The 24,740-nt window shown below is 63.3% G+C and carries 25 protein-coding genes and 1 pseudogene; 11 read left to right on the forward strand and 15 right to left on the reverse strand.

Annotated elements, in window-relative coordinates; translation table 11 throughout:
* Positions 1 to 181: 181 nt before the first annotated feature.
* Complete coding sequence (locus AC1D0Z_RS00640; RefSeq protein ID WP_477656312.1) at positions 182 to 1,126, reverse strand: LysR family transcriptional regulator ArgP; 945 nt, start codon at positions 1,124 to 1,126, stop codon at positions 182 to 184.
* Positions 1,127 to 1,233: 107 nt separating this feature from the next.
* Here AC1D0Z_RS00640 and AC1D0Z_RS00645 point away from each other — a divergent pair, with 107 nt between their 5' ends.
* On the forward strand, positions 1,234 to 2,586 hold the full coding sequence (locus tag AC1D0Z_RS00645) for a D-amino acid dehydrogenase (protein ID WP_477656313.1): 1,353 nt from the start codon (positions 1,234 to 1,236) through the stop codon (positions 2,584 to 2,586).
* A gap of 18 nt (positions 2,587 to 2,604) precedes the next feature.
* On the opposite strand, the gene AC1D0Z_RS00650 is transcribed toward AC1D0Z_RS00645, so the two are convergent.
* The gene (locus AC1D0Z_RS00650) at positions 2,605 to 3,555 is read right to left on the reverse strand and encodes a helix-turn-helix transcriptional regulator (RefSeq protein ID WP_477656314.1); all 951 of its coding nucleotides are present in this window, start codon (positions 3,553 to 3,555) and stop codon (positions 2,605 to 2,607) included.
* Between the two features lie 98 nt (positions 3,556 to 3,653).
* On the opposite strand from AC1D0Z_RS00650, the gene AC1D0Z_RS00655 reads away from it, so the two are divergent.
* Entirely contained in the window at positions 3,654 to 4,175 is a 522-nt protein-coding gene (locus AC1D0Z_RS00655; RefSeq protein ID WP_477656315.1) for a hypothetical protein, read from the forward strand.
* A 14-nt stretch (positions 4,176 to 4,189) separates the two neighbouring features.
* The gene (locus AC1D0Z_RS00660; protein ID WP_477656316.1) at positions 4,190 to 4,825 is read left to right on the forward strand and encodes a LysE family translocator; all 636 of its coding nucleotides are present in this window, start codon (positions 4,190 to 4,192) and stop codon (positions 4,823 to 4,825) included.
* Here the strand turns inward: AC1D0Z_RS00660 and AC1D0Z_RS00665 are convergent.
* A complete protein-coding gene (locus AC1D0Z_RS00665; protein WP_477656317.1) occupies positions 4,822 to 5,241 on the reverse strand; it encodes a VOC family protein in 420 nt (139 codons plus the stop codon). The two genes, AC1D0Z_RS00660 and AC1D0Z_RS00665, sit on opposite strands and share 4 nt — an antisense overlap.
* Positions 5,242 to 5,347: 106 nt before the next feature.
* Between AC1D0Z_RS00665 and AC1D0Z_RS00670 the strand changes: the two are divergent.
* A pseudogene (locus AC1D0Z_RS00670) lies at positions 5,348 to 5,893 on the forward strand (NAD(P)H-dependent oxidoreductase); the annotation flags it as partial.
* A gap of 94 nt (positions 5,894 to 5,987) precedes the next feature.
* On the forward strand, positions 5,988 to 6,284 hold the full coding sequence (locus tag AC1D0Z_RS00675; RefSeq protein ID WP_477656318.1) for a hypothetical protein: 297 nt from the start codon (positions 5,988 to 5,990) through the stop codon (positions 6,282 to 6,284).
* Positions 6,285 to 6,315: 31 nt separating this feature from the next.
* On the opposite strand, the gene AC1D0Z_RS00680 is transcribed toward AC1D0Z_RS00675, so the two are convergent.
* Entirely contained in the window at positions 6,316 to 7,188 is an 873-nt protein-coding gene (locus tag AC1D0Z_RS00680) for a M14 family zinc carboxypeptidase (RefSeq protein WP_477656319.1), read from the reverse strand.
* Positions 7,189 to 7,285: 97 nt separating this feature from the next.
* On the opposite strand from AC1D0Z_RS00680, the gene AC1D0Z_RS00685 reads away from it, so the two are divergent.
* A complete protein-coding gene (locus AC1D0Z_RS00685; protein ID WP_477656320.1) occupies positions 7,286 to 7,804 on the forward strand; it encodes a flavin reductase family protein in 519 nt (172 codons plus the stop codon).
* Positions 7,805 to 7,827: 23 nt separating this feature from the next.
* Here the strand turns inward: AC1D0Z_RS00685 and AC1D0Z_RS00690 are convergent, their stop codons facing one another.
* From AC1D0Z_RS00690 to AC1D0Z_RS00705, 4 genes are all read right to left on the reverse strand, one after another.
* Positions 7,828 to 8,820 carry a M14 family metallopeptidase gene (locus AC1D0Z_RS00690; protein WP_477656321.1) on the reverse strand — a complete coding sequence of 331 codons (993 nt, stop codon included), beginning with the start codon at positions 8,818 to 8,820 and terminating at the stop codon, positions 7,828 to 7,830.
* A gap of 3 nt (positions 8,821 to 8,823) precedes the next feature.
* Positions 8,824 to 9,906 carry an asparaginase gene (locus AC1D0Z_RS00695; protein WP_477656322.1) on the reverse strand — a complete coding sequence of 361 codons (1,083 nt, stop codon included), beginning with the start codon at positions 9,904 to 9,906 and terminating at the stop codon, positions 8,824 to 8,826.
* Between the two features lie 83 nt (positions 9,907 to 9,989).
* Positions 9,990 to 11,006 (reverse strand): Bug family tripartite tricarboxylate transporter substrate binding protein, encoded by a 1,017-nt coding sequence (locus AC1D0Z_RS00700; protein ID WP_477656323.1) that lies wholly within the window; start codon positions 11,004 to 11,006, stop codon positions 9,990 to 9,992.
* Positions 11,007 to 11,092: 86 nt separating this feature from the next.
* Complete coding sequence (locus AC1D0Z_RS00705; RefSeq protein WP_477656324.1) at positions 11,093 to 11,986, reverse strand: LysR substrate-binding domain-containing protein; 894 nt, start codon at positions 11,984 to 11,986, stop codon at positions 11,093 to 11,095.
* 75 nt (positions 11,987 to 12,061) lie between these two features.
* Between AC1D0Z_RS00705 and AC1D0Z_RS00710 the strand changes: the two genes are divergently transcribed.
* Positions 12,062 to 12,961 carry a DMT family transporter gene (locus AC1D0Z_RS00710; RefSeq protein ID WP_477656325.1) on the forward strand — a complete coding sequence of 300 codons (900 nt, stop codon included), beginning with the start codon at positions 12,062 to 12,064 and terminating at the stop codon, positions 12,959 to 12,961.
* Positions 12,962 to 12,970: 9 nt separating this feature from the next.
* On the forward strand, positions 12,971 to 14,170 hold the full coding sequence (locus AC1D0Z_RS00715; RefSeq protein WP_477656326.1) for a pyridoxal-phosphate-dependent aminotransferase family protein: 1,200 nt from the start codon (positions 12,971 to 12,973) through the stop codon (positions 14,168 to 14,170).
* Positions 14,171 to 14,176: 6 nt separating this feature from the next.
* Here the strand turns inward: AC1D0Z_RS00715 and AC1D0Z_RS00720 are convergent, their stop codons facing one another.
* From AC1D0Z_RS00720 to AC1D0Z_RS00750, 7 genes are all read right to left on the reverse strand, one after another.
* On the reverse strand, positions 14,177 to 14,989 hold the full coding sequence (locus tag AC1D0Z_RS00720) for an SDR family NAD(P)-dependent oxidoreductase (protein WP_477656327.1): 813 nt from the start codon (positions 14,987 to 14,989) through the stop codon (positions 14,177 to 14,179).
* A gap of 61 nt (positions 14,990 to 15,050) precedes the next feature.
* A complete protein-coding gene (locus AC1D0Z_RS00725; RefSeq protein ID WP_477656328.1) occupies positions 15,051 to 15,794 on the reverse strand; it encodes an SDR family NAD(P)-dependent oxidoreductase in 744 nt (247 codons plus the stop codon).
* A gap of 123 nt (positions 15,795 to 15,917) precedes the next feature.
* Entirely contained in the window at positions 15,918 to 16,847 is a 930-nt protein-coding gene (locus AC1D0Z_RS00730; RefSeq protein ID WP_477656329.1) for a branched-chain amino acid ABC transporter permease, read from the reverse strand.
* Positions 16,848 to 16,893: 46 nt separating this feature from the next.
* Positions 16,894 to 18,258, reverse strand: coding sequence for an ABC transporter substrate-binding protein (locus AC1D0Z_RS00735; RefSeq protein WP_477656330.1), 1,365 nt, complete (start codon positions 18,256 to 18,258; stop codon positions 16,894 to 16,896).
* A 30-nt stretch (positions 18,259 to 18,288) separates the two neighbouring features.
* Positions 18,289 to 19,188 carry an NAD(P)-dependent oxidoreductase gene (locus AC1D0Z_RS00740; protein ID WP_477656331.1) on the reverse strand — a complete coding sequence of 300 codons (900 nt, stop codon included), beginning with the start codon at positions 19,186 to 19,188 and terminating at the stop codon, positions 18,289 to 18,291.
* Between the two features lie 25 nt (positions 19,189 to 19,213).
* Entirely contained in the window at positions 19,214 to 21,157 is a 1,944-nt protein-coding gene (locus AC1D0Z_RS00745; protein ID WP_477656332.1) for a bifunctional 5-dehydro-2-deoxygluconokinase/5-dehydro-2-deoxyphosphogluconate aldolase, read from the reverse strand.
* Complete coding sequence (locus AC1D0Z_RS00750; RefSeq protein ID WP_477656333.1) at positions 21,154 to 22,047, reverse strand: MurR/RpiR family transcriptional regulator; 894 nt, start codon at positions 22,045 to 22,047, stop codon at positions 21,154 to 21,156. Before AC1D0Z_RS00750 ends, AC1D0Z_RS00745 begins: the two co-directional genes overlap by 4 nt.
* A 193-nt stretch (positions 22,048 to 22,240) precedes the next feature.
* Between AC1D0Z_RS00750 and AC1D0Z_RS00755 the strand changes: the two genes are divergently transcribed.
* From AC1D0Z_RS00755 to AC1D0Z_RS00765, 3 genes are read left to right on the forward strand one after another with little or no spacing between them, the layout of a single operon-like run.
* Complete coding sequence (locus AC1D0Z_RS00755) at positions 22,241 to 23,254, forward strand: branched-chain amino acid ABC transporter permease (RefSeq protein ID WP_477656334.1); 1,014 nt, start codon at positions 22,241 to 22,243, stop codon at positions 23,252 to 23,254.
* Positions 23,251 to 23,994 (forward strand): ABC transporter ATP-binding protein, encoded by a 744-nt coding sequence (locus tag AC1D0Z_RS00760; protein ID WP_477656335.1) that lies wholly within the window; start codon positions 23,251 to 23,253, stop codon positions 23,992 to 23,994. Before AC1D0Z_RS00755 ends, AC1D0Z_RS00760 begins: the two co-directional genes overlap by 4 nt.
* Positions 23,991 to 24,737 (forward strand): ABC transporter ATP-binding protein, encoded by a 747-nt coding sequence (locus AC1D0Z_RS00765; RefSeq protein WP_477656336.1) that lies wholly within the window; start codon positions 23,991 to 23,993, stop codon positions 24,735 to 24,737. The genes AC1D0Z_RS00760 and AC1D0Z_RS00765 overlap by 4 nt, the downstream gene beginning before the upstream one ends.
* Positions 24,738 to 24,740: the final 3 nt, after the last annotated feature.

Genomic DNA, 24,740 nt, shown 5'->3' on the forward strand with positions numbered 1-24,740 from the left:
ACTGCAGTGCAGCGCCAAGCGCGCATCAGGTCACAGTGTGCGGAAGGTGGTGGCTTTTGTAAATGGGATTACCCCCCAACCCGCCTCCACGAGCGTCACCGAGTGAAACAACGGGCTCAAACAGCTGACTGCCGCGCCTGCGAGCACAGCTTCGCCCTGGCACGGCCGCTCCGCTATCCCGTCAGGGCACCAGCGATTGCGCGGCCGTTTGTTTGAGCGCGGCGGTGAGCGCATCCAGCACTTCGGATTCCAGGTTCCAGCAATGCCAGTAGAGCTGGATCGGCAAGGTGTAACTAGGCACGAGATTGACGAGCTGGCCCTGGTCTATCAAGCCCTGTGCCAGCAGGCGCGGCACCACGCTGACACCCCAGCCTGCCAGCACGGCCCTGACCATGCCCTCCGATGAAGGCACAAACAACTGGTTCAGCGTGACACGCTTGAGCCCGAAAGCCTTGCCGACAAAATCGACCGGCAGTTCGTCCTTCCGGTTAAACGCGATGAAAGGCACATCGCGAAAGTTGTATTGCGTTAGGGCCGGTGCATTCTGTTTGCCGCTGGCCCCCTCACCGAGACCCAGCCGCTTTTTTGCAAAGTCCGGTGTGGCCACCGCGATGTACTGCATCGCACCCAAAGGTTCGACCTTGCAGCCGCGCAGTGCCTGCTTGAGCGTGGTGACACAACCCAGAACCTGGCCTTCGCGCAGCCATTCGTGGGTGAAGTTCTGGTCGTCGTGAATGATTTCCATCGGCAGGCCCTGCTGCGCCAGTTCAGTCAGCGCCGGCAAGGCCCAGGTAGCAATGCTGTCGGCATTGATGGCAATCGAGATGCGCTCTTCTTCGCGCGCACCACCGAGGGAGCTTGGCGCCAGCTCCTTCATGTCTCGCTCAAGGTCAGCGCGCAGCAGGCGCAGCATCTTGGTATGTTTCAGCAGCAGCTGGCCGGCTGAAGTGGGCTTGAGCGGCCTGCTGCGCACGATCAACACAGTGCCGACCTGCGCTTCCAGCGCCCGCAGCCGCTGCGAAACCGCCGATTGCGTGATGGACAGGCGCTGCGCAGCGCGTTCAAAACCACCCTCCTCCACGATAGCCGCCAGGCATTCAAGCGCATCCGGGTCAAAAGTGCTCATCCAGAGCCTCCTTTGTATTAGTTGTACTGATGTTTTCACTGATAGTTTAATTTTTCTATTAATTGAAAGCAACATCCTTCACACTTGAAAGCTGTAAAGGGGGCTGTATGAAAGTAGTGGTTTTAGGGGCGGGAATCATCGGCGTCAGCACCGCCTGGCACCTGCTGGAGCGCGGCCACGAAGTGACCGTGGTTGACCGGCAGCCCGGCGCTGCCCTGGAAACCAGCTTTGGCAATGCCGCACAGATTTCAGTCAGCTACTGCGAACCCTGGGCGAACAGGGACGCGCCCCTCAAGGCGTTGAAATGGATGTTTCGCAACGATGCGCCGTTGCTGTTTCGCCCCCAGTTGCCCTTCGGGGAGGGCTGGCAGCAGTGGCGTTGGGGCCTGCAGTTTCTTTCGCAATGCAATGACGCCGCGTTTGAGCGCAACGTGCAGCAGCTGGTGGCGCTCGGCGCCTACAGCCATGCCGCCTTGAAAGAAGTGATCAGGTCCACCGGCATTGAATACAACCGGCTGGAGCGCGGCATCGCGCATTACTACACCGACCAGAAGTCGTTCGACACCGCCGGTGAAGCCGCTGCATTGATGCAGAAGTACGGTGTGGCACGCCGCGTCGTGAACACGGCCGAGCTGCTGGACATTGAACCGGCGTTCAAATCTTTTGCGCACCGCATCGTCGGGGGCACCTATACCGCCAGCGACGAGAGCGGTGACGCGCGCGTCTTCACCCAGGCGCTGGCCCAGCGCTGTGCGGGCAAGGGTGTACGCTTTCTTTACGGGCACGATATCGAGCGGCTGGAAAAATCCGGGGGTGCCATCGAGTCAGTCGCCGTACGTCCGCGCCCCGGCCACGCGGGCAGCCAAAGTTCTGCCATCCACCTCAAAGCCGACGAAATCGTGGTGGCTTGCGGTTCGTACACCGCCCCACTGTTGCGCACGGTGGGCGTAGACCTGCCGATTTACCCGGGCAAGGGCTACAGCGCCACCTTCCGGTTGCGCAAGCCCGAGCTTGCGCCCTTTGTCAGCACCATCGACGATGAAGTCAAGTGCGCCATGAGCCGGCTCGGCGATCACCTGCGCGTGGCCGGCACCATCGAAGTCGGCAGCTACGACCTTTCGCTGGACACCCCGCTGGCCAGGGCCCGCTGCAAAATGCTTGCTGACCGCATCGAAGAGGTACTGCCGGGTGTATGCGACACCCGCCTCGAAGAACAGGGCGGCACGCCCAATTTCTGGGCCGGCTTGCGGCCCGCCACACCGACCAACATTCCCTACATTGGCAAAACCAGAATCGGCCGGCTGTGGGTGAATGCCGGACACGGTACGCTGGGCTGGACGCATGGCGCAGGGTCTGGCAAGGCCATGGCCGAGCTGATTTGCGGAGAAGTTCCCGCCATGGATTTTGGTTTCTACGGGCTGGCCCGGGCACGCGGCCGCCTGCAACCTGAAATGGCCTGATCCGCCGGCGCCGCCTGCTCAGGCCGCGTGCTGGTCCAGCGTGCGTTGCGCATGCTCACGCAGTGCAGCCCGCAGAGCAGGAGGTTCCTGTATCTCAAAGGAAAACGGCAGCCGCGAGAGCTGCCTTGCAAACCATGGGATGTGGTCGGTCTGGCTGTGCAGCAGAACGCCTTTGTCGCTGGGCTGGAACACGCCAATACTGTCGGGGAGTTCCGTCTGCGCTGTTTGCAGGTCAGTATGCAGCAGCAGGCGTACGGTATTTGTGCGCGGCATGGTCGCCAGTCCCAGCACGAGATACTGGGCGGCGTTGAAATCTGCCGGCGGCGTAAACACCACATTGAGCGGCCGCACTTCCTGCACCCGGTCCAGGCGGAACGAGCGCAGCGCCCCACGCAGGTGGCACCAGCCCACAACATACCATCGGCCCCGGCGGAATGCCAGGCCATAGGCGTCAAAGTCCCGCTCGGTGATCTCATCGTCGGCGGAACGGTAAGCCATGTGCACACGCTGCCAGCCATGAGCCGCAGAGCTCAAGGCCAGCAATGCCGTGTTGTCACCCGGGGCCGCAGCATGGCGCATGTCCAGCGTCACTGTTTCGCCAAGCGCCCGGACACGGTTTTTGAGCTGGTACGGCATCACACGCTCCAGCTTGGCCTGCGCGCTTTCCGAGGCCGGCGCTGCCTCGGCCAGGCCCAGACCGCGTGCGGCGAGCAGGCCCAGCGACAGGGCCAGCGCCTCATCGTCCGTGAACATCATCGGCGGCAGCTTGAAACCGGCGATCAGGCTGTAGCACCCATAGCGGCCGCGTTCAGCCACCACGGGGATGCCCAGATCTTCCAGTTTGGCGATGTAGCGGCGCAAGGTGCGGCCATCCACTTGCAACCGCCGCGCCAGCTCGGCGCCGCTCAGCCGGCCGTGGGACTGCAGCAGCTCCAGGACGGTGAGCACGCGCGTGGTGGGGGAATACATGGTGAAAAAGTCTAACGCTTAAATAGGGCCGAAATAGCCCTAATATATTTTTAGACTGGTTTTCACCCCTCACTGCGGTGCCACAAGCACTTCAAGCCATGACCACCACCTTGACCCCTACACCGGACCTTGCCGAGCTCACCGACGGGCGCCATGACTTCAATTTCATCACCGGGCGCTGGCTGGTCAGCAACAGGCGCCTGCGCCGCCCCCTGGAAGGCTGCACTGACTGGGAAAATTTCGAAGCCGTGCAGGACGGTGCGCTGCTGCTGGGCGGGCTCGGCAACATGAACGACCTGGTCACCGGGGACAAACAGACCATCGGCATGGCCTTGCGGTTTTTCAACCCGCAAACACGGTTGTGGAGCATCTATTGGGTCAGCCAGGACAACGGCCTGCTGCAGCCACCGGTGACCGGTTCGTTTGCAGGCGGCGTTGGCCGGTTTGAGGGCAACGACAGCCATGAAGGACGGCCGGTGCGCGTTCGTTTCACCTGGTCCGGCATCACACCCTCCCGGGCCCGCTGGGAGCAGGCCTTTTCGGAAGATGGGGGGCGCCACTGGGAAACCAATTGGGTGATGAGCCTGTCGCGCCCGGCTTACCACGCGGTGCACCGCTAAAAGGCAGGCCATTGATGGATCACTTCGCACACCTCTGGCTGTTTTTCCTGATGGTGCTGGGCATCATCATCCTGCCCGGCATGGACATGGCGTTTGTCATGGCCAGCTCATTGACCGGCGGGCGCAAGGCCGGGCTCTTTGCCGTCGCGGGCATTGTGGCGGGCGGCATTTGCCATGTTGTGGCGGGCGCGTTGGGGCTGGGCATCCTGCTGCAGCTGGTTCCTGGCATGGTCAATGTCATGCTGGTCGCAGGCAGCCTGTACATCGCCTGGATCGGATGGTCATTGATGCGCAGCACATCGGTTTTCGGCGCCTTGCCCGACATTGAGCAGCCTTCGCCGTGGCGCACCTTCCGGCAAGCGGCGCTCACCTGCCTGCTCAACCCGAAAGCCTATCTATTCATGCTGGCCATCTTTCCGCAATTCTTGCGGCTGGAATACGGCTCGCTCTGGGTCCAGGCCATGGCACTGGGGCTGATCATTGCTATCACCCAAGGCAGCGTATACGGTTCGCTGGCGCTGGCCGCCGCCGGCACGCGGCGGTGGCTGGCGGAGCGGCCGGGCGCCAGTGTTGCCATGGCGCGTCTGGTGGGTGCGGTGCTGATTGCAGGGGCAGTCTTCACGGCCTGGCAAGGCTGGCATCAGTTTTAGCGTCTACCCTCAGGCCATGCCGGGCCTTTGAGTTCCACAGTATTTCCTTCTGGATCGCTGAGATAAATCGAAGGCCCTTCGCCTTCGGCACCGTAGCGCGACTCCACCTTGCCCGCCTCAACGCCATGGGCAGTCAGGTGGCGATGGATAGCCTCCGCATCAAAAGGCTCCACACGAAAGCAGAAATGGTCGACGTTGCGGCCCTCCTTGCCTGGAGCCGCGCCGCCAGCCCGGCCCAGCGGGCCATCCACAGGCACCAGATCCACCAGCGAACGCCCGGCCCGCAACTGCACCAGGCCGATATCATCCTGCCGGCGCTCCAGGCTGCAGCCCAGCACCTCCGCGTAGAAGCGCACCATGCCCTCCAGGTTCACGACCCGGAGGACGATGTGGTCAATGTCGCGAATATGGATCATGGCGCCGGGTAAAAAGTGATGGGTCAATTCATTCTGGCATGCGGGCCCAGACCCTGCACGGGCAAAGACCCGCAGCTGCCGGTACCATGGCCGCCATGAGTCCGACCCCCGATTTCTTTTTCTCGCCACTTCCACACGTGAACCCGGCGCCGCAGGCAACACCGAATGGCTGGCGCGGCAAGCCGCTGCCGCGCTGCCGGCCGGCACGCCCCAGACCTGGCATCACCTGTCCCGCATGCAGATGCCGCTGTTTGTCGACCAGCGCCACACGACCGGCCAATATGCCATGCCAGAGGGAGACATGAAGACTTTGCTCGACGCCACGATGGATGCCACCGACATTGTGTTTGTGGCGCCGGTGTACTGGTACAGCATCCCGGCGCCGCTGAAGCTCTACCTGGACCACTGGAGCGCGTGGATGCGTGTGCCGGGGCTTCCATTCAAGGAAGAGATGGCGAAAAAAACCCTGCGTCTGGTCACCACCAGCGGTGACCGTACCAAAGCACAACCCATGGTGGATTCGATCCGGCTGTGCGCACAGTTCATGTCCATGAACTATGGCGGGGAGCTCTGGGGCAAGGGCGGACCACCCGATGCAGTCAAGGCCGATACGGCAGCGGTGGCGCAGGCCGCAGGATTTTTGACCGCCTGAGCGTGCAGGCCCCGCGACAAAAGGGGTTTTTCCTACAGTGCGTGGCTTGTGGCGCTGACAGCGTCCTGCGGAGCGATAGCCGCACAGTAAGGGCATGAATTCTTCCCAACGCGGCAACCCCAACCCCGGTACGCCGGCCTCTCCTCCAGCCGGCAAAGGCATGCCATCCAGAGAACCGCGTGTGCAGCGTTCGCGGCCGGGCCAGCATGACACCATGAAAGACGGGGCCGTCGAGGCCAGCCTGGAGTTGCCGCACGAGCGTGACCAGGCTGTGGACATGACCAACGCCAGGCCCAACCCCGCAGTTGAGCAGGCCGGCAAGGACGTCAAGAGAGGCCTCACCGACACCACCAAGGGTGTTGAACTGGACCGGGCCTACAAAAAACTCTGAGCCCACCTCGAGCGTCCTGCGCGTGACGCGCTCAGGGCACGGGGTTGACAGAAGGCGATACGCCCCTGTTCGGCGGGTTGGCCGGAACGGCCACTTTCTCGCTCATCCAGCGCAATAAATCCAGCCACATCTGGCGCATTTCGGCATCCAGTGGGGTACGTGTCGAATTAGGCAGCTCGATGGTCACCACCGGCACGCCCTTGTGGACCCCGCCATAGTTGCCCAGTGAGCCGGGGAAAATGCCGACCTGGTCCAGGTACAGGCGCCCCAGCCTGGAGGGCGGCACCGAAGGCCCGTCAAAATCAAGCACACCGTAAGGCGCATGGATGCTGACAATCAGGTTGGGTTTGAAGCTCTGCATCTGCTCGTGCAAAAACCGCGATTCGGGCTCGGACAGCGGCCTGGGGCCGGGCCAGCGGCGCGGATCCTTGCCCGTGCGCTTTTCCCAGTAAACCTTCGCGTCCCGCTCCCAATTGGGCGTCGGAAAGTTGCGGTTCAAATCCACACCGCGCGCATTGGCGCGGCGCGGTGGCCTCGAAAGCACGCCGTCCGGATTGAGTACAGGAACAAACCGCCAATGGATCGCCTGCGGCGAGTCTTGAGGCGGCTGGGAAGCCAGCCTGATCCAGTGCAGCGCCACGGCCCCGGAAGACAGCTCGTCGCCATGGATGGCTCCGACGACCAGCACGCGCAGGCTTGGGGATTCCGGCTTGACGTCTCGCACCCACAGCGCGTGACCGTTGACCGAACGGGCGCCCGAAGGTTGCAGTTGCGCTGCTTCGCACAGCTCCCGCTTCACATTCGGAAGTTTTGAAGAAAAATCGGCGCAGGGCGAATCAGCGCGCGCGCCAGCAGCTATCAAATAAATAGCGGCCAGGCAGGCCGCGGAACGGGAAAATGGCATGGCAGCCAGTTTACCCGCCAGCCGTAAGCACCCGCAAAGATGCTGCCTAAACCCTGCTGCAGGTACGCCTGCGGCGCTTCAGTTAAATTACCCTTCTATGCTGACCCCCACCATCCCCCGCAAAGCGAGCAGCCCCAGCTTCTCCCAGCGGGAGTTTCGGGCTTCGCTGGCCATGTTTGCCACCGGCGTCACCATCGTCACCGCCCGCACGCCGGAAGGCGCGCTGGTCGGGCTGACCGCCAACTCCTTCAATTCGGTATCGCTGCAGCCGCCGCTGGTGCTCTGGAGCCTGGCGCAGGCGGCAGGTTCAATGGCCGCACTCAGTACCGGATCACACTACGCCATCAACATCCTTGCGGCTGACCAGAAAGAGCTGGCCGAGCGCTTTGCCAGCCGGCGCGAAGACCGCTGGAAAGGCGTGCTGTTCACGGAGGGGGTCGGCGGCGCGCCGCTGCTGACGGGCGCCGCCGCCACTTTCGAATGCTTTAACCGCAGCCGGTATGAAGAAGGCGACCATGTGATCTTCGTCGGCGAGGTGGAGCGCTGCACCCACCGCGCGGGCGCTGCGCCACTGCTGTTTCACGGCGGCAGGTTCTACACCGAGCATCCGCTGTAAACGGCGCCCAAAGCGGGCCGTTTTCAGGCCAACCGGCCCAGCCGCACGGTTGTCACGCCGGGGCGTAACTGCCGCACCGACGGCATGACCAGTACGCAGTCGTCATAGGGCGTCACCACCGGCTCGCCCGCATCATGCGCAATCGGCGTGCCGGCGTGGCGTATGGTTTCGCCGCCGCAAAAATCCTGCACAAATGCAAAGTCCATCGAACGCGCAACCACGCGATGCGTCACCGTCACGGGCGGCGGCGGCGGTGCATCGGGCAGCAACCAGCCTGGCGGCACGTCGCCGCGATCAATGACACCCGCACACACCAGAAACCGCATGAGCGTGTTACGTGCCGCCTGCAGCGACGCCAACTCCCAATGCTGGCCGGCTTCCAGGAGCAGGGCAATGCGGTCACCGTTTTCATCACCAAACGCCCCGTAGTCCCGCATGCGAACGCCGTCGGCGTGGCCGGCATCGATAACCACCTGACCCGTCGTACCCAGGCTTTGCGCAAAAGCAATATTGCGCGGCAGCATGCCCGTCACCAGCAAAGCCCCGCCAGGCTCATGCATGGAATGCAGGTCCAGCAGATGGGTGGCGCGGTCAACAAACGGCCGGATTTCGCGGGCGCGTAGCAGCTCGGTACTGCGCTGGGCGCCGTCCAGAAGGTCAGCGGACCACACGCGGTTGAAATCGTCGTCAACAAAACGGGAGGCGTCGGGCTTGCGGTTGTCAAACCGCATGAAGGCCTCGGTGTTGCAGAACACGGCGGTGATGCGCCCGCGCCGCGGCTGCAGCCCGCTGAGAAGAAATGCGTCCAGCGCCCAGGCGCCCGAATATTCGTTGCCATGCACCAGCGCCGTCACCAGCACTTCCGGGCCGGCTTCGGTTGAAGTGCGCTCCTGCACATGCGCCACCCCTGTGGAAGAGGCCGCCCAGAATGACAACCCGGGCGGCTGAAGCTGCACCGCATGGGCTTTCCTTATAACTTCGCCAGACTTCGCTTGATCGCTTCCTGATCGTTTCATGTGTCAGTACCGCCAGAAGATTTTCTGCAACTCTTTGGTGTCCTTTGTCTTCGTCAAGGCCAGGGCCAGAAGAATTCGGGCTTTCTGGGGATTCTGGTCGTCAACAACGACCCAGTCATTGACGTCATCCTTCACCGAATTGTTCCGAATCACCACACCGCTGCCGGTACGGGTTGCCCGAACGACAAACACCCCCTTGGCGCGAATCTCGTTAAGCGGGCCAGCTATGTACTCAGGAACGCTTCCCGCACCGACACCCGCATGAATGATGCCTTTGGCCCCGGATGCAACCAGCGCGTCGTATGCCGCGCGGTTCATGTTCTGATAGCCATAGGCAATGTCTACCTGCGGCAACGTCTGAATCTTGTCAATGTCGAATTCACTTTGCACCGTATGCGGGCGAATCAGCGCACGGTAGAACCTGGCCTGACCTTCGATCACGAGACCGAGCGGACCGTAGGGAGATTTAAAGGTGTCCACCCGGGTGGCATTGGTTTTAGTCACATCGCGGGCGCTGTGAATCTCGTCATTCATGACCACCAAAGTCCCTTTCCCCACCGCTTCTTTACTCCCGGCTACCGCCACCGCGTTGTAGAGGTTAAGCGGCCCATCAGCGCTGAGCGCCGTGCCGGGCCGCATGGACCCGAGCATCACGACCGGCTTGTTGCTTTTGACAGTCAGGTTAAGAAAGTACGAGGTCTCTTCCAGGGTATCGGTGCCGTGAGTGATCACGATGCCGTCAACCTCGTCCAACTTGAGGAGTTCAGACACCCGGCGGGCCAGTTGAAGCAGGCGGTCGTTGGTGACGTTGTGGGAGCCGACCTGAAAGATCTGTTCACCCTTCACGTTGGCAATAGCCTGGATTTCCGGCACCGCGGCCATGATTTTGTCGACAGCGACCACGGCTGCCTGATAGGCGCCGGTATTGGCGCTCGATGCGCCGACGCCGGCAATCGTGCCGCCGGTGGCGATGAGCACCACGTTAGGTTTCTTCGCTTCCTGGGCCAGCGCCGAAGCCGAAACAGCAAGCGGCAATAGCAGGCCGCAGGCGAGCCCGCGCAACGTTGATACGACAGATACGTGCATGACAATTCCTCCAGTGTCGAGTTATAAAAATTGGGCTGCATCGCGCTGCAGCTGTATCACAAGCGCTTTGACAAATCCCACGCTCACGAAGCCGCTCCCGTGCTGACCGCCTTGTTGACCACGTTGCGCACGCGCTGGGTTTCAGCCCGGATAAAGGCCGTGAGCGCCTGTGGCGTGCCGCCGTCATTGGAGATGCCCGCTTTCTGGAGCTTTTGCCAGACGGCTTCTTCGCGCAGGATTTCATTGAGCTCCCTGTTCAGGCGCGCCACCATGGGCGCCGGTAGCTTGGCGGGCCCGAAGAGGCCGAACCAGACGTTCATGTCGTAACCCTTGAGCTTGGGGTTCTCGCCGAGTGCAGGGATTTGCGGTGCGGCGCGCGAACGCGTCGGCGTCGTGACGCCCAAAGGGATCATCTTCCCAGACTCGATATGCGGCAGCGCGGAAGACAACACGGAGACACTGAACTCAATATTGCCGCCCAGCAGATCCTGCAGCTGCTGCCCCGCGCCGCGATACGGCACATGGCGAAAGGTGGTCCCGGCCATGAGGTTGATCAGTTCGCCCGACACATGCAGCGGCGTTCCGATGCCGGACGACGCGAAGCTCAGCTGGTTGCGTTCGCGTTTGGATTTGGCGATCGCTTCCTCCATGGTTTTGACGCCGGTTTTGGTGTTGGTCACAAAAACCATGGGCGTGATGCCGATCAGCGCTACCGGGCTCAAATCTGTTTCGCCGTTGTATTTGACAGCGGCATTAAAGAGCTTGGCAATCGAAATTTCACTGCCCGAACCCAGCAGCAGCGTGTAGCCGTCGGGATTCGCGCTGACGACCTTCTGCGCGCCTATGGTGCCGCCGGCACCGCCTACGTTTTCAATGATGACCGCCGTGCCCAGGCGCTTGGCCAGCGGCTCGGCGATGATGCGCGCCACCAGGTCGACGCTGCCGCCGGCGGGGTAGCCTACGACCAGCGAAATTGGTTTGGCCGAGGGCCAGGTCTGAGCCTGCGCGGCTGACAGGGCCAGCAACGCCAGAAATGCGGATGCGGCTCCGCGAAGTAAGCGGCCGAGCCGGGTGTGACGGGATGAAAAACGAGGGGGCATGACAGTCTCCTGATGGGTGGAGCCAGTCTAGGAAGTGATCCCCAAGCCCGCATGCGCATCACGCATGGGTGCATGCGCATGTACGCTCAGGCGCCGCTGGCCGCCCAGATGCGCCGCACCAGTTCGTTGCGCGGATTCCGGTTACGGTAGAGCCGGATCTCAAAGCGCACTGCCACCGCCTGCGGGTCAGCCGCCACCAGCCGGCCGGCGCGCAGGTCATCACCCACAAGACCCCGCGGCAGCCAGGCCAGGCCCACGCCTTGCAAAGCCTGTTCATGCAGGGACTCGGCAAAGTCTGACTCGGTCACTGTGTGCAGGAAGAGCTCGCGCGAATCGCGGCCCAACCCGTCCTGCAGGATCTGGCTAAGCGCCAGTGTGGGCGCATAGCCCAGCACCCGCACCGGCTCGCGCGTGGTGCCTGGCAAGGCATGCAGCGCCTGCCCCTGGGGGCTCGGCGCGCTAACAGCCACCAGCTCATCGGTACCCAGCGTTATCGCCTCGTAGGCCTGGTCGTCCAGCAGCATGGGTAACCGCGGATGCGTGAAGGACAGCAGGAAGTCGGCTGCGCCCTGCTCCAGCGCCATGGCGCCTTCATGGATGGAACCCGTCAGGATGCGCAGACGGAATTCACCGGCACCGCGCTTGACGCGCGCCAGCCAGGAAGGCACATGGGTGCGTGAAAGCGTGCGGCCGGTAGCCAGCGTGGCCCAGTCAAGGCCGCCCTGGACATGGTGGATGCGGGCGCGTACGTCCCCCAGGCTCGCAACGGCACGCCGGGCCACCGGCAGAAACTCTTCCCCGGCAGCCGTAAGTACCAAGGGAACGGCGGCGCGGTTGACCAGGTCGGCACCGGCCCACAGCTCCAGGGCACGCACCCGGCGCGAAAACTGCGGCTGTGTGACATGGCGCAGTTCCGCCGCACGCGAAAAGCTGCGCTCACGTGCCAGCGCGATGAAGTCTTCCAGCCATTTATGGTCCACGGCAGCACCTCGTTCGGGAAATGAAGCGATGGTATCGCCTGCAGCCCGCGCCCAGTCCCGCTACCATCACTCCCAATGACTGTACGCAAGACCCATCTCGACGCCCTCGCCATGTCCCTCTTGCTGGGCTGTTGCCTGTTCTGGGGCCTGCAGCAGGTCCTGATCAAGGCCACCATCAGCGAAATCCCGCCCATGTTCCAGGCCTCGCTGCGCCTGGTGGGCGCCACCGTGCTGCTGTGGCTCTGGTGCCTGTGGCGCAAGATCCCGCTGTTCAGCCGCGACGGCTCGCTGAAAGCCGGCCTGCTGGCGGGTGCCCTGTTCGGCGCGGAGTTCGCCTGTATCTATGTGGGCCTGCAGTACACCACTGCCTCGCGCCTCACGGTGTTTTTGTACACCTCACCCTTCTGGGTCGCGGCGCTGGTGCCGTTGTGGGTCAAGTCCGAGCGGTTGCGCGGCTTGCAGTGGCTGGGCTTGCTGTGCGCGTTTGCCGCCGTGGTGTTCGCGCTGCGCGAAGGCTTCACCGAAGGCCACGCCTCGACGGCGCGCGGTGACCTGCTGGCGCTGGCCGCCGGCATGCTGTGGGGCCTGACCACCGTGGTGATACGCGCCACCAAACTCGTCAGTATCTCCGCTGAAAAGCTGCTGTTCTACCAGCTGGCCGTCAGCGCCGCCGTGTTCCCCTTCCTGTCGCTCTACCTGGGCGAGCAATGGTCCTGGCACTTCAGCTCTTTCGCCATCACCTCCCTGCTGCTGCAGACGGTGATAGGCGCCTTCGCCAGCTACCTGGCCTGGATGTGGATGCTGGGGCGCTACCCGGCCACCAAAATTTCGGTGTTTGTGTTTTTCACGCCGCTGTTCGCGCTGCTGTTCGGCGCGCTGTGGCTCAAGGAAAGCGTGACCACCGGCCTGCTGGTGGCGCTGGCCACCGTGGCGGCCGGCATCGTTCTGGTCAACCGCAAGCCGTCAGGCGCATAATTTTTCGGCATGACGTCCCACCCACGCATCCCCGGCCATCGATTCCTCCACTCACCCGGTCCCACGCGGGTGCCCGACGAGGTCATGGACGCGATGCGGCGCCAACCCATGGACCTGGCCGACCCGCGGCTTGATCGGGCGGTCCAGGCCTGCGAGAACGGGCTCAAGGCGTTGCTGCAAACCGCCGCGGCCGATGTCTTTATGTATGCCTGCAACGGCCACGGCGCATGGGAGGCGGTGATCGCCAATCTCCTGGCGCCGGGGCAGCAGGTACTCATCGCCGGAACAGGGCATTTCTCCGAGTCCTGGGCCATACAGGCCGAGGCCATGGGCGCAGCAGTCATCCGCACGCCATGGCGCGAAGGTTATCCGATTGACGTGCAGGCCATCGAGTTAGCGCTGCGCAACGACACCTCACACGCCATCGTGGCCGTGTTCGTGGTTCACACCGACACTGCAAGCGGCATGACCAGCGATCCGGCCAGGATCCGGAAGGCGCTTGACGATACGGCGCACCCGGCATTGCTGGTGGTGGACGTAGTTGCCTCGCTGGGCGCGGCGCCTTTTTCAATGGATGCACTGGGCGCCAATGTCGTGCTGGGCGCCTCGCAAAAAGGCCTGATGGTGCCGCCCGGACTGGCCTTTGTGGCCGCGGATAGCGCCGCAATGAAGGTGGCCGCAGCCAATCCCTCACCACGCTTCTATTGGGACTGGGCGCGGCGGCAAAGCCCGCTCAGCTACCGCAAGTTTTGCGGCACGCCGCCGCAAAGCCTGCTCTTTGGCCTGGAAGCCGCGCTGGGATTGATTTTTCATGAGGGTGTGAGCGAGGTCATCGCCCGCCATCAGTTGATCGCCAGTGCGGTTCATGCGGCTGTTGACGCCTGGAGCGAAGGTGGCGCGCTGGGGCTGTTTGTACGCGAACCCGCAGCGCGATCTGTCTCGGTCACCACGGTGTCAGTCGGTGCCGGCATTGATCCCGAAGCCTTGCGGACGGTTGCGCGCGAACAATTTCAGGTGGCGATTGCGGGCGGCCTGGGTCCTTTGGCGGGGCGCACATTTCGCATCGGCCACCTGGGTGACATGAACCCGGCCATGATCCTGGGCTGCCTGGCGGGCGTGGAAGCGGCCATGCAGGTGCAGGGTATTCCCATCGGCAGCGGTGGTGTACAGCATGCTGTCGCCGCCCTGGCCGGCAAGCGCCAAAACTGAAGGAACTTATTGGGAAGCGGTGATGCCGCCATCCAGGTACAGTACCTGCCCCGTCACAAACCGGGATGCGGGCGCCGCAAAGAACACCGCCGCACCGGCCACGTCTTGCGGATACGCCACGCGGCCCAACGGAATGCGCTCCAGCACCTGCTTGCGCGTCTCGGGGTTCTCCAGCCAGTGGCGCGCCATCTCTGTCTGCACCACCGTGGGCGCGATGCCGTTGACGGTGATGCCGTGTGGCGCAAGTTCACTCGCATGCTGGCGGATCAGCATGACCAGGCCGCCCTTGCTGCTGCTGTAGGCCGAATAACCGCGTCCGCGCAGACCCAGTTGCGCGCGCACCGAGAGCAAATGCACCTGCGCGCCGCCCTTGCCGCCTGCAATCTGGTGTTTGGCCGCCGCCTGCGCCAGGAACATCGCGGCCTTGAGGTTGACCTGAAGTACCTCGTCAAAGGCTTCCTCGGTGACCTCGAGCAAGGCCTGTTCGCGCTGCATGCCCACGCAGTTCACCAGGATGTCGAGGCCGCCCCACTGCGCGGCCACGGCATCAACGGAGGCCTGCATCTGCGGTACTGAATGCGCGTCCATGGCCAAACCCATGGCCTCATGCCCCGCCGCCTGCAAGGCCGAAGCTACGGCCCACGCCTTGGCCTCGTCGCGGCCCGACACCGCGACACGTGCCCCGGCCATCGCCAGACCCCAGGCAATCGCCTCGCCAATGCCGCCGTAGCCGCCGGGTACATAGGCGGTTTTTCCGCGCAGGTCGAACAGGCCCGTCAGCGCGGTGCTGAAATCGACAGAGGGTGTGATGCTGCTCATGGATGGCGAAATTGTGGGCGCAAAGCTGGACCAGCGGCGAAAGGGCTTTCCCTGCCTCTCCTCAGTCCATCAGCAAGCCGCCGTTCAGGTCGATGATCTCGCCGGTGATAAAGCCCGACAGCGGCGAGGCCAGGAAGCGCACCACGTGGGCGAACTCCTCGGGTTCGCAGAAGCGGCCAACCGGGATGTCCTTGAGCAGCTTCTGGCGCTGCTCTTCAGTCAGCTGTTCGGTGATCATGGGTGTCCTGACGTAGGCCGGCGCGACGGCATTGGCCGTGACGCCAAAAGACGCAAGCTCTCGTGCCAGGGAAAAAGTCAGTGCACTCATCGCACCCTTGGACACCGAATAGGCCGTGCCCGCCGTCAGGCCGCCGGTCTTGGCCGCCAGCGAACTGGTGTTGATGATGCGGCCAAAGCGCCGCGCCTTCATGGCCGGCACCACCTGCTGCGCGAGGTAGAACGCGCCGTCGAGGTTGGCGCCCAGCACACGCCGCCACTCGCCGGCTTCGGTGGCTTCAACCTTGTTGTTGGACAGGATGCCGGCGTTGTTGACCAGGATGTCGACAGGCCCGAAAGCCTTGACGATCAGCGCATGGCCGTCGCTCACGGCGGCGGCGTCGCTGATATCAAACGAGAAGGACAAGGCGCGTGAGCCCAGCTCATCGGCCAGCGCGCGGTTGCGCTCCTGGCTCACGTCGACCATCGCGACCGTGCAGCCGTCTTCGAGCAAGGCCTTGACGACGGCCAGGCCCATGGTGCCGGCCGCGCCCGTGACCAGTGCGACTTTGTCTTGAAGCGGTTTCATCAATTAACCTTCATACATTAAAGAACTTTCTGTACCAGAACACCGCGGAACCGGCTTCGCCGGGCCGCTGGTGTTGCCCCTTGGGGGGTTCCGGCTACACGAAGTGAGACGAGGCAGGGGGTCTCACTGATCCAGGACGCTCTTCTTGCCAAAGAGGCCGCGTGAGCGAAACGTCACGACGGCAATGAACAGCAGATACATGGACATCAGCGACCACTCGGATGCATAAGAGCCAGTGAGCCCCACCACCATCCCGACCATCAACCCGGCAATCACCGCACCCCACAGCGAACCGACGCCGCCCAGCACAATGATCAGGAAGGCCGGCACCACCGCGTCCACACCCACATGCGGGCGTATGCCCCAGATCGGCGCCATGACCACGCCGGCGATAGCCGCCAGCGCCACGCCCAAGCCGAAGACGAAGAGGCGCAGACGTGAAAGGTTGATGCCGAGGGCGCGCACCATTTCGCTGTCGTGCGCGCCGGCCTTGATGATGGCGCCGTAGGGCGTCTTCTGCAAAAACACCCAGAGCAGCACAATCATCAGGACGGCAAAACCGCTGGCGAAGAAACGGTACTTCGAATAGACCAGGTCGCCCATCAGGAAAGCGCCGGAGACAGCCTCGGGCAGCATCAGCTGCTTTTCCGACGAACCCCAGACCAAGCGTATGCCCTCCTCAATCACCAATGCTGCGCCGAAGGTCAGCAGCAGGCCGTACAGCGGGTCGCGGCCGTAAGTGCGCCGCATGCACAGCTCCAGCAGCATGCCGAAGATACCGACAAAGATGGGCGCAAAAATCAGCGCCACGCCGTAACGCGTTCCGAGCGGCAAACTCATGTACCAGGCCTGCAGGTTAGGAAACATGCCCAGCTGCGGCGCGATCAGGAAGAGCGCGAGATACATGCCCAACGCGAACAGCGAGCCGTGCGCGAGGTTGATGGTCTCCATCACCCCCACGATCAGCATGAAGCCCAGCGCGATGAGCGCGAACAGCAGGCCCAGCGAGATGCCGTTGACGAGGTGCGGAATAAGCTGGAGCAGGAAATCCATGTCGGTCTTTGTCGGTCTTTGTCGGTCTTTGAGGATCAAGGGCCGGTCAGGCTTCGTAGCTGGGCGTCGCGTCGTAACTCTCAAGCTTGCAGGCGCCTGTGGAATCCTTGTCCATCACGTCCTTGGGATCGGCCTGCGTGAGGATCTTGAAGATGTCGTCCTTCTCGGCCGGCTGGTCGTTGTAGCTGGCCATATAAATCGTCTGCTGGCACTGGTGGGTGACCGGGTCCATCCACGCGTCGTAGTGCTGCAGGCGGTCGGCCGCGCTCATCTTCCGGCCCTCGAGCTTCTTGATGACCGCGATGTTGTTGGTGGTGCCGGCCTCTTCAACGCAGCGCAGCAGTTCGCGCGTGGCCATGTATCCGTTGTGATACACATTTCCCGGCACACGGATGGCCATGCCCGGGAACTGCTTCTGGTAGGCCGCGACGAATTCCTTCACGCCTGGCAGGTTCAGGCGCCAATACCAGGTGGTGCCGAAGACGCCAAAGATCGCCTCGGGGCCCAGGCCGTAGACATCGGGCCAGTCCTGCTGGTTATTGATCCAGGCCATGGTCTGGTTCATCTTGAGCTGCACCACCTGCTGGCGCAGTGCCTTGATGTCGTCTCCGCCCACAGCCGTGGCCACCACATTGGGCTTGAGCTGCTGCAGCTTGAGCAGGTAGGACGAGAAGTCGCGCGTGTTCTGCGGCACCAGCAACTCTTCCACGATCTTGCCGCCGTTGGCCTCCACGATGGCGCGCGTCGCCTTGGAGGTGGTGTGGCCCCACACGTAATCGTTGGTCAGCAACACCCAGTTCTTGCCGCTGGCCTTGATGGCGTTCTTGACGATGGCGTTGGAGAAATTGGTGCCGTTGCCGTCCCAGACGAACTTGGTGCGGTGGCAGTCCTTGCCGGCCTCGGTCGGGCTGCTGGAGTTGGTATTAAAAAATACCGTTCCGTATTTCTGCGCAACCTGCGAGATGGCATTGGAGACGCCTGAGTGCACTGCACCGACCAGGAAGGAGGCCTCGTTGCGCGTGATCATGCGTTCGGCCACGCGCGAGCCGGTGGCCGGCGTGGTTTCGGTGTCGATGTGGATGGCCTCGATGCGCCGGCCCAGCACGCCGCCCTTGTCGTTGAATTCCTTGATCGCCATCATGGCGCCAAGGCGCTCTTCAGCGCCCGAGGCCGCGTACAGGCCGGAGGCGTCCATGGTGAGGCCAATGGTCAGCGGCTTCTTCTGGCCAGTCTGCGCCCAGGCGTGATTGTGCTTCCACGGGCCCATGAAGGGCGCCGCGCCATACAGGCCCGCACCCACCAGCGCCAGGCTGGAATGCTTGAGCAGCGCCCGGCGCGAAGTGGCCGCGGCGTCTTGCTTGTCGTCTGTCTGGGATTGAGGGGCTGCGTCGTTTTTGTTGATATCGCTCATGGTTTGTCTCCTGCTTGTTGAGGGGGTGGCTTAACGGGGAACGATCTTGACGTCGTTGAGTTTTTCCTGTGCTTCGAAAAGGGAGGCGATCAGCTTGTCGCCGAAACCGGCGTTGCTGGCCTGGATCAGGCTCTGGTGCGTGGCCTCGCCCATGAAGCTGGTGACCGGCAGCATCTCGGCCATATGGGTGTAGTAGCGCAGGTCTTTCTGCGCGTTGGCAATGCCGAACTTGAAGCCTGTGACGTCGCCTTCTTTCAGCGTCTTGGTCGCCATCATCTGGAAGATGCCGCAGTTCACGCCGCCAGCCGAGATCACGTCGTAGAGGCGATTCAGGTCCAGCCCGCTTTTGGCCGCGACCGCGAAGGCTTCGGCGATCGAGGCCGCGAAGCTCATGGCCATCATGTTGTTGACCAGCTTGAGCACATGGCCATGGCCGGGGGGGCCGACGTGGAAGATGTTTTCGCAAAAGGCCTTGAGCACCGGCTCCAGCGTCTTGAAGTCTTCGGGCTCGGCGCCGACCATGGTGTTGAGCCGGCCTTCCTCGGCCTCCTTGGGCGTGCGCGCCAGCGGCGCATCGATCAGCTTGATGCCTTTGGCCGCCAGGTCATTGCGGATGCGGGTGCTCGAGGCCGGCTCGGCCGTGGAAGTGTCGACCACGATCAGTCCTTTGCGGCCGTCCAGCAGGCCGTCCTTGCCGTAAACAATCTCTTCGACCTGGGGCGAGCCCGTGACGCAGATGAACACGATGTCCGATGCCTGCGCGCATTCGGCGTTGGTTTGGGCTTCCTTCGCGCCGGCGGCAATGAGGTCGGCCAGGTTGTCGCGGTTGCGGTTGATCTTGAATGTCAGGCTGAAGCCCTTGGCCAGCAGGTTTTTGGCCATGCCGTGGCCCATCATGCCGATGCCGATAAATCCGATTTTCAGTGTCATGTTGTCTCCGTTCTGTTTCTTGTTTTCAGTTCACGGCTTCAGCCGCACCGGCTGAAGCGCCGCTTCGTTTGCCCACCCGCGCCTGATCCCACAACACGATCAAGCGCGCATAACGCTCGGCAATGTCCTTCACGACCGCCGCGTCATTCATGGCGCCCGAGAACCAGCCGTTCGCAGCATCGGCAAAGATCGAACGCCCCACCGCGAAGCCGCGGCAGACGGCGTGCGGTGCCGCGATGCGAAAGCTCTGGTCGAGTTTTTCCTCGCTGGCTTCCAGGCCCAGCATCAGCACGCCACGGCAATGCGGGTCATGCTGGTGAATGACCGCAGCGATCTTTTGCCAGGCAGCCGTGTTGGCGGCGGGCGGCAGCTTCCACCAGTCGGGGAAAATGCCGGCCTGGTAAATCTGCTCCAGCGCCAGCGGCACGGTGTCGTCATCCGTTGGCATGTCTTTGGGCGGAATGACTTCGATGAGAAATTCGTGAAAGCTGTCCACGCTGGCGCGCTGCAGGTCGGCCAGTCTGGTGAGCTGGCTTTCGCGCAGGGCCGGCGTGTCCTGCGGGTGGTAATACACCAGGCACTTGGCGACGTGCTCGCCGGGCCAGGTCCGCATGGCGGCGCCCAGGCCGGCGCCGGCTTCGAACTGCAGCGGTCGTGAACCCGGCAGCTCGACCGGCCTTGCGACCCACCAGCCTTTGCCGGTCACCGTTGGAAGCACCTCTTCACCAAAGCGTCCGTCAACGATCACGCCGACGCCACTGCGCTGGCCGGCTCCGAGCCGCGCACCTTCGGCGATCAGGGACTTGAAAAGCGGGATGCGTTCGCTAGGCGCGCCATGGCGTGCCGCCACCTCTTCCAGCTGCATGCGGTGGTCGAACGCCAGGATGACCAGTTCTTCCCAGCGGCGTGTGCGCGTGCTGACACGGTGCAGGTGTTCGAGCTGCGCGTCTTCGCGCAGGCGCCGAGTGGCCGAGCCATGCATCAAGAAAAACTGCAGCTCTTCCCAGCTCGCCATGGCCGGCGCGCAGCCATGGCGCGACACCACCAGCGCGCCGCAGGCGTTGGCATAGGCGCAGCAGCGTGTGAGCGGCTCCCCCGGGATCCAGCCGCGCAGAAACCCCGACATGAACGCATCGCCGGCGCCCAATACGTTGTAGACGTCCACCGGAAAGCCGGGGCCTTGCAAACCCTTTTCCAGTGAGTCGGGAATCGCACCGTCGAACACGACGCAGCCCATGGGCCCGCGTTTGACCACCAGGGTGGCCTGCGTCAACTCACGCAGGCGGCGCAATGCGGCGAGCGTGTCGATGCTGCCGCCGGCGATGTGAACTTCTTCTTCGGTACCGACAATGAGGTCGCAGTGACCGACGATGGTCTGCAGGTGCGCGCTGACTTCGCCCGAAGGCACAAAGCGCTGCTCGCCCATGCCGGGGCTGGTCAGGCCCCACAGCACGGGGCGGTAATCAATATCGAGCACCACGCGCGTGCCCGCGGCTTTGGCCATCATCATGGCGCGCTTGCAGCTTTCATAGGTGAGCGGCTGCGACAGGTGCGTGCCCGAAATCAGGAGTGCCTTGGACGAGGCGATGAAGGCAGCATCGAAATCGTCCGGGCTGATCGCCATGTCGGCGCAGTTGTCGCGGTAGAAAACCAGTGGAAAGGTGTCGCGGTCCTGGATCCCCAGAAACACCAGCGCCGTCAGGCGCTTGGGGTCGGTGGCTACATGGCTCACATCCACACCTTCTGCAGCCAAAGTTTCGCGCACAAAACGGCCGTTGTGCTCGTCGCCCACACGGGTCAGCATGGCGGGCTTCAGACCCAGGCGCGCCACGCCCACTGCGGTGTTGGCCGGCGAGCCACCCAAATATTTGGTGAAGCTCTGCATGTCTTCGAGGCGGCCGCCGATTTGCTCGCCGTATAAATCAACGGCAGCGCGGCCCACGCAGATCAGGTCCAGCGAGCGACTCATGCGGCCCCCTTGCGCACTGATTTGGCCGCAGCCTTGCCTGCTGGTTTTCCTTTGGCTTTCGCTGCGCCTTGCTCGGCCAATTGGTGCCCGGTGCTGACCACCAGCGCCTGCGCGAGGCACAGCGGTGCGACCAGCGAGCGGAAGGGTTTGGACGAATCGTCGGCCAGTTCCAGGCAGACCTTGGCATGCGTCTTGAGCGGCGAGAGGGGGCCATCGGTGATTGCAATCACCAGCGCTCCCAGCTTTGCGGCCTCCACCGCAGCAGCGATGACTTCAGGCGAATAGTTGCGAAAGCTGGCGGCGATCAGCACGTCGCCGGGCGCAATGGAGCGCTGGCTTTCACGCAACATGCCACCCGTGCCGTCAAGTAAATGGGTGCGCAGTTCAAGTTGGCTCAGCGCATACGCGAGGTAGCCCGCCACCGGAAAAGCGCGGCGCTGGGCCAGCACATGTATGCGCGGCGCGGAGGCCATGAGCTTGACGGCCGCTTTCAGGTCGGTCTGGGCGATGCTTTCCTCCAGATGGCCGAGCTCGGCCACCGATTCGCCCACCAGCTGGTGCAGCACACCGGCCGGTGCGCGCTCGCCGTTGAGTTGCTTGCGGCGCAGCTGGTCTATGCGTTCGCGGTAGCTGTCGGAACGCTCCAGCAGGTGGCCGCGAAACACCTGCTGCATTTCGGAAAAACCGCCGTAGCCCAGCGCGTTGGCGAAGCGGATCATGGCCGAAGGCTGCACCTCGGTGGCCTCGGCCACCGTCGCCACCGTGCCCAGCGCCAGGTCGTTGGGCTGCTCGAGCGCGAAGCGCGCGATGCGCTGCAGCTGCTTGGACATGTCCGGGTAAGTGCGGCCAATCAGCGCTTTCAGTTCTTCGTAAGTCGTTGCAGAGTCCATATGCCGTTGCCGCCTCGGGAAATGCGATGGGCCGGGCCGGCCTGCATCGCGTCAATTTAGAATAAATGTTCTTGCTTATCTAAATAATAGAACGTATATTCTGTTTTGTCCAGCCCTTTTTCGGCCGCTGTTTTCAGCAGCTATTTTTCAAGCCTGAGCCCTCACCCATAAAAACCGAAGAGACAAGGTCCCCATGCAACTCGCCTCCGGCCGCGCGCCGCTGATCCCCCTGCCCATGCTCGCCACCCTGCTGGTGCTGCTGTCCACACCGCTCTGGGTGGGCCGCGTCGGGCTGTACCAGTACCTGGCCCTGGAAATCATGATCTGGGTGCTGTTCGCGTTGGGCTACAACCTGCTCCTGGGCTTCACCGGCCTGCCCTCCTTCGGGCACGGCGCTTTCTTCGGCACAGGTGCCTATGCCTTCGGCCTGCTGCAGCTCAAGGTCTGGCCCAACCTGTGGTTCGACCTGGCCGGCGCGGTGCTGGTCACTGCGGCGCTGGGCGCGCTGGTAGCGCTGTTCATCTCGCACCGGCGCGGCATTTACTACGCACTGCTTACGATCGCCTTCGGCCAGGTGTTCTGGTTCATCGCCAACAAATGGCATACCGTCACGGGCGGCGAAGACGGGCTGCTCAACATCAAGCGCCTGCCGGCCGATTTCGGTTTTGTGTCCTTCAACCTTTCGGGCAACAACGCCCTCTTTTTCTTTTGCCTGGCGCTCTTCGCGCTGGTGCTGCTGGGGCTGTGGCGGCTGATCCATTCGCCGCTGGGCCGCATCTTCAGTGCCATCAAGCAGAACGAAATGCGCGCGGCCTTTGTGGGTTACAACGTCTGGCTCTACAAGTGGCTGGCCTTCACGATCTCCACCGCGGTCGCGGGCCTGGCCGGCGCACTGTTCGCCATGGCCCAGCAGTCGGCCTACCCCAACGTCATGAGCCTGCACAACTCGGGGTTTGTCGTGATGATGGTGCTGATAGGCGGCGGCCTCGTGAGCTTCTGGGGCCCCGTCATAGGCGCGACCTTTTTCATCCTGGCGCGCGACCTGCTCGGCGCCTATACCGAGACCTGGCTGCTGTGGTACGGGCTCATCTTTATGGCCATGGTCTTGTTCAAGCCCGAAGGCGTCGCCGGTGCATGGCAGGCCTGGAAAGCCAGGCCGCGGCGCAACGCGCCGGCCAAGCCGGTCCACACGGGAGGTGCGCTGTGAAGCTCTTCGAGGCCAGCGGCCTTTCCAAACGTTTTGGCGCCCAGGTGGTGCTGCAGGACATCACCCTCAGCTTCGATGAAGGCCAACTCAACGGCATCATGGGCCCCAACGGCGCGGGCAAGACCACCTGCTTCAACGTGCTGACAGGCCGCTACAAGCCTGACCGCGGCCGCGTGACCTTTGCCGGTGAAGACATCACCGGCCTGTCGCCGCGCGAGATCGCGCGCAAAGGGGTGTCGCGCTCCTTCCAGATCATGAATCTGTTCGACAGCTACACCGCGCTCGACAACGTACTGGTGGCCACGCCTCACGTGCGCAGGCAGGGCTTCAACCCCTGGCGCGACCTGGGCGCCGACAGCACGGCGCAGCAGCTGGCCGCGGCCATCCTCGAGCGGGTGGGCCTCAAAGGCAAGGAACGCACGCTGGCCAGCAGCCTGTCTTACGGCGAGCGCCGCGCGCTGGAGATCGGCGTCGCGCTGGCGGCCGAGCCGCGCATGCTCTTCCTCGACGAACCCACCGCCGGCCTGGGCGCCGAGGGCACGGCGCGCCTGATGGAGCTGGTGAAAGAACTCAAGCGCCAGCTCACGATTGTGATCATCGAACACGACATGAATTTTCTCTTCAAGCTCGCCGACCAGATATCGGTCATCCACTGGGGCCAGGTCATCAGCCAGGGCACGCCCGACCAGCTGCGGCAAAACGAGTGGGTGCGCCGCTCCAACCTGGGAGCGTTGGCATGAGCGCGGTGCTGAGATCCGTCGTCCCAACCGTTTCGCCGCAAACCGACATGCTGGCCGTGGACCGGATAGACACCTTCTATGGCGAGACGCAGGTATTGTTCGACGTGTCGCTGAAAGTCGGTGCCGGTGAAGTGGTGGCGCTGCTGGGCCCCAACGGCGCGGGCAAGACCACGCTGCTGCGCTCCGTGCTGGGCCTGACGCCGCCGCGCAAGGGCGCCATCGCCTTCGATGCACGCGACATCACGCGTTTGCCCACGCACGAGATCGCCAAGGCCGGCATGGGCTGGGTGCCCGACGACAGGCGTATCTTCCCGACGCTGACGGTGGCGCGCAACCTGGCGATTGCGCGCAAGGCCACACGCTTTCGGTCATGGCACGAAAAGGAATGTTTTGAGATTTTCAGCGCGCTCGAATATCTGATGCACCGCGAATGCGAAAACCTCTCGGGCGGCGAGATGCAGATGGTGGCGATCTCGCGCGCGCTGCTGGGCTCGCCCGGCCTGGTGCTGTTTGACGAGCCCAGCCAAGGCCTGGCGCCCAAGGTGGTGCAGGACGTGATGAAGACCATCAGCCGGCTCAAGGCCGAAGGCATCGCAGTGCTGGTGGTCGAGCAGAACGTRCAAAGCGCGCTGCAGGTGGCCGACCGCGCCTACGTGATGAACCAGGGCGTGATCGTCCACGAGGGCCCTGCGGCCGACCTGCGCAACGACGCCGCCTTGTGCCGGCAGCTTTTAGGAGTCTGAGCC

The sequence above is a fragment of the Polaromonas sp. P1_E3 genome (assembly GCF_056405935.1).

Bases quoted from the DNA above. Each gene is read 5' to 3' on its own strand.
- AC1D0Z_RS00655 (WP_477656315.1), top strand. From the start codon at position 3,654: ATGACCACCACCTTGACCCCTACACCGGACCTTGCCGAGCTCACCGAC.
- AC1D0Z_RS00665 (WP_477656317.1), bottom strand. From the start codon at position 5,241: ATGATCCATATTCGCGACATTGACCACATCGTCCTCCGGGTCGTGAAC.
- AC1D0Z_RS00745 (WP_477656332.1), bottom strand. From the start codon at position 21,157: ATGAGTCGCTCGCTGGACCTGATCTGCGTGGGCCGCGCTGCCGTTGAT.
- AC1D0Z_RS00660 (WP_477656316.1), top strand. From the start codon at position 4,190: ATGGATCACTTCGCACACCTCTGGCTGTTTTTCCTGATGGTGCTGGGC.
- AC1D0Z_RS00680 (WP_477656319.1), bottom strand. From the start codon at position 7,188: ATGCCATTTTCCCGTTCCGCGGCCTGCCTGGCCGCTATTTATTTGATA.
- AC1D0Z_RS00730 (WP_477656329.1), bottom strand. From the start codon at position 16,847: ATGGATTTCCTGCTCCAGCTTATTCCGCACCTCGTCAACGGCATCTCG.
- AC1D0Z_RS00695 (WP_477656322.1), bottom strand. From the start codon at position 9,906: ATGCACGTATCTGTCGTATCAACGTTGCGCGGGCTCGCCTGCGGCCTG.
- AC1D0Z_RS00640 (WP_477656312.1), bottom strand. From the start codon at position 1,126: ATGAGCACTTTTGACCCGGATGCGCTTGAATGCCTGGCGGCTATCGTG.
- AC1D0Z_RS00735 (WP_477656330.1), bottom strand. From the start codon at position 18,258: ATGAGCGATATCAACAAAAACGACGCAGCCCCTCAATCCCAGACAGAC.
- AC1D0Z_RS00710 (WP_477656325.1), top strand. From the start codon at position 12,062: ATGACTGTACGCAAGACCCATCTCGACGCCCTCGCCATGTCCCTCTTG.
- AC1D0Z_RS00725 (WP_477656328.1), bottom strand. From the start codon at position 15,794: ATGAAACCGCTTCAAGACAAAGTCGCACTGGTCACGGGCGCGGCCGGC.
- AC1D0Z_RS00675 (WP_477656318.1), top strand. From the start codon at position 5,988: ATGAATTCTTCCCAACGCGGCAACCCCAACCCCGGTACGCCGGCCTCT.
- AC1D0Z_RS00645 (WP_477656313.1), top strand. From the start codon at position 1,234: ATGAAAGTAGTGGTTTTAGGGGCGGGAATCATCGGCGTCAGCACCGCC.
- AC1D0Z_RS00685 (WP_477656320.1), top strand. From the start codon at position 7,286: ATGCTGACCCCCACCATCCCCCGCAAAGCGAGCAGCCCCAGCTTCTCC.
- AC1D0Z_RS00650 (WP_477656314.1), bottom strand. From the start codon at position 3,555: ATGTATTCCCCCACCACGCGCGTGCTCACCGTCCTGGAGCTGCTGCAG.
- AC1D0Z_RS00750 (WP_477656333.1), bottom strand. From the start codon at position 22,047: ATGGACTCTGCAACGACTTACGAAGAACTGAAAGCGCTGATTGGCCGC.
- AC1D0Z_RS00740 (WP_477656331.1), bottom strand. From the start codon at position 19,188: ATGACACTGAAAATCGGATTTATCGGCATCGGCATGATGGGCCACGGC.
- AC1D0Z_RS00720 (WP_477656327.1), bottom strand. From the start codon at position 14,989: ATGAGCAGCATCACACCCTCTGTCGATTTCAGCACCGCGCTGACGGGC.
- AC1D0Z_RS00690 (WP_477656321.1), bottom strand. From the start codon at position 8,820: ATGAAACGATCAGGAAGCGATCAAGCGAAGTCTGGCGAAGTTATAAGG.
- AC1D0Z_RS00755 (WP_477656334.1), top strand. From the start codon at position 22,241: ATGCAACTCGCCTCCGGCCGCGCGCCGCTGATCCCCCTGCCCATGCTC.
- AC1D0Z_RS00700 (WP_477656323.1), bottom strand. From the start codon at position 11,006: ATGCCCCCTCGTTTTTCATCCCGTCACACCCGGCTCGGCCGCTTACTT.
- AC1D0Z_RS00715 (WP_477656326.1), top strand. From the start codon at position 12,971: ATGACGTCCCACCCACGCATCCCCGGCCATCGATTCCTCCACTCACCC.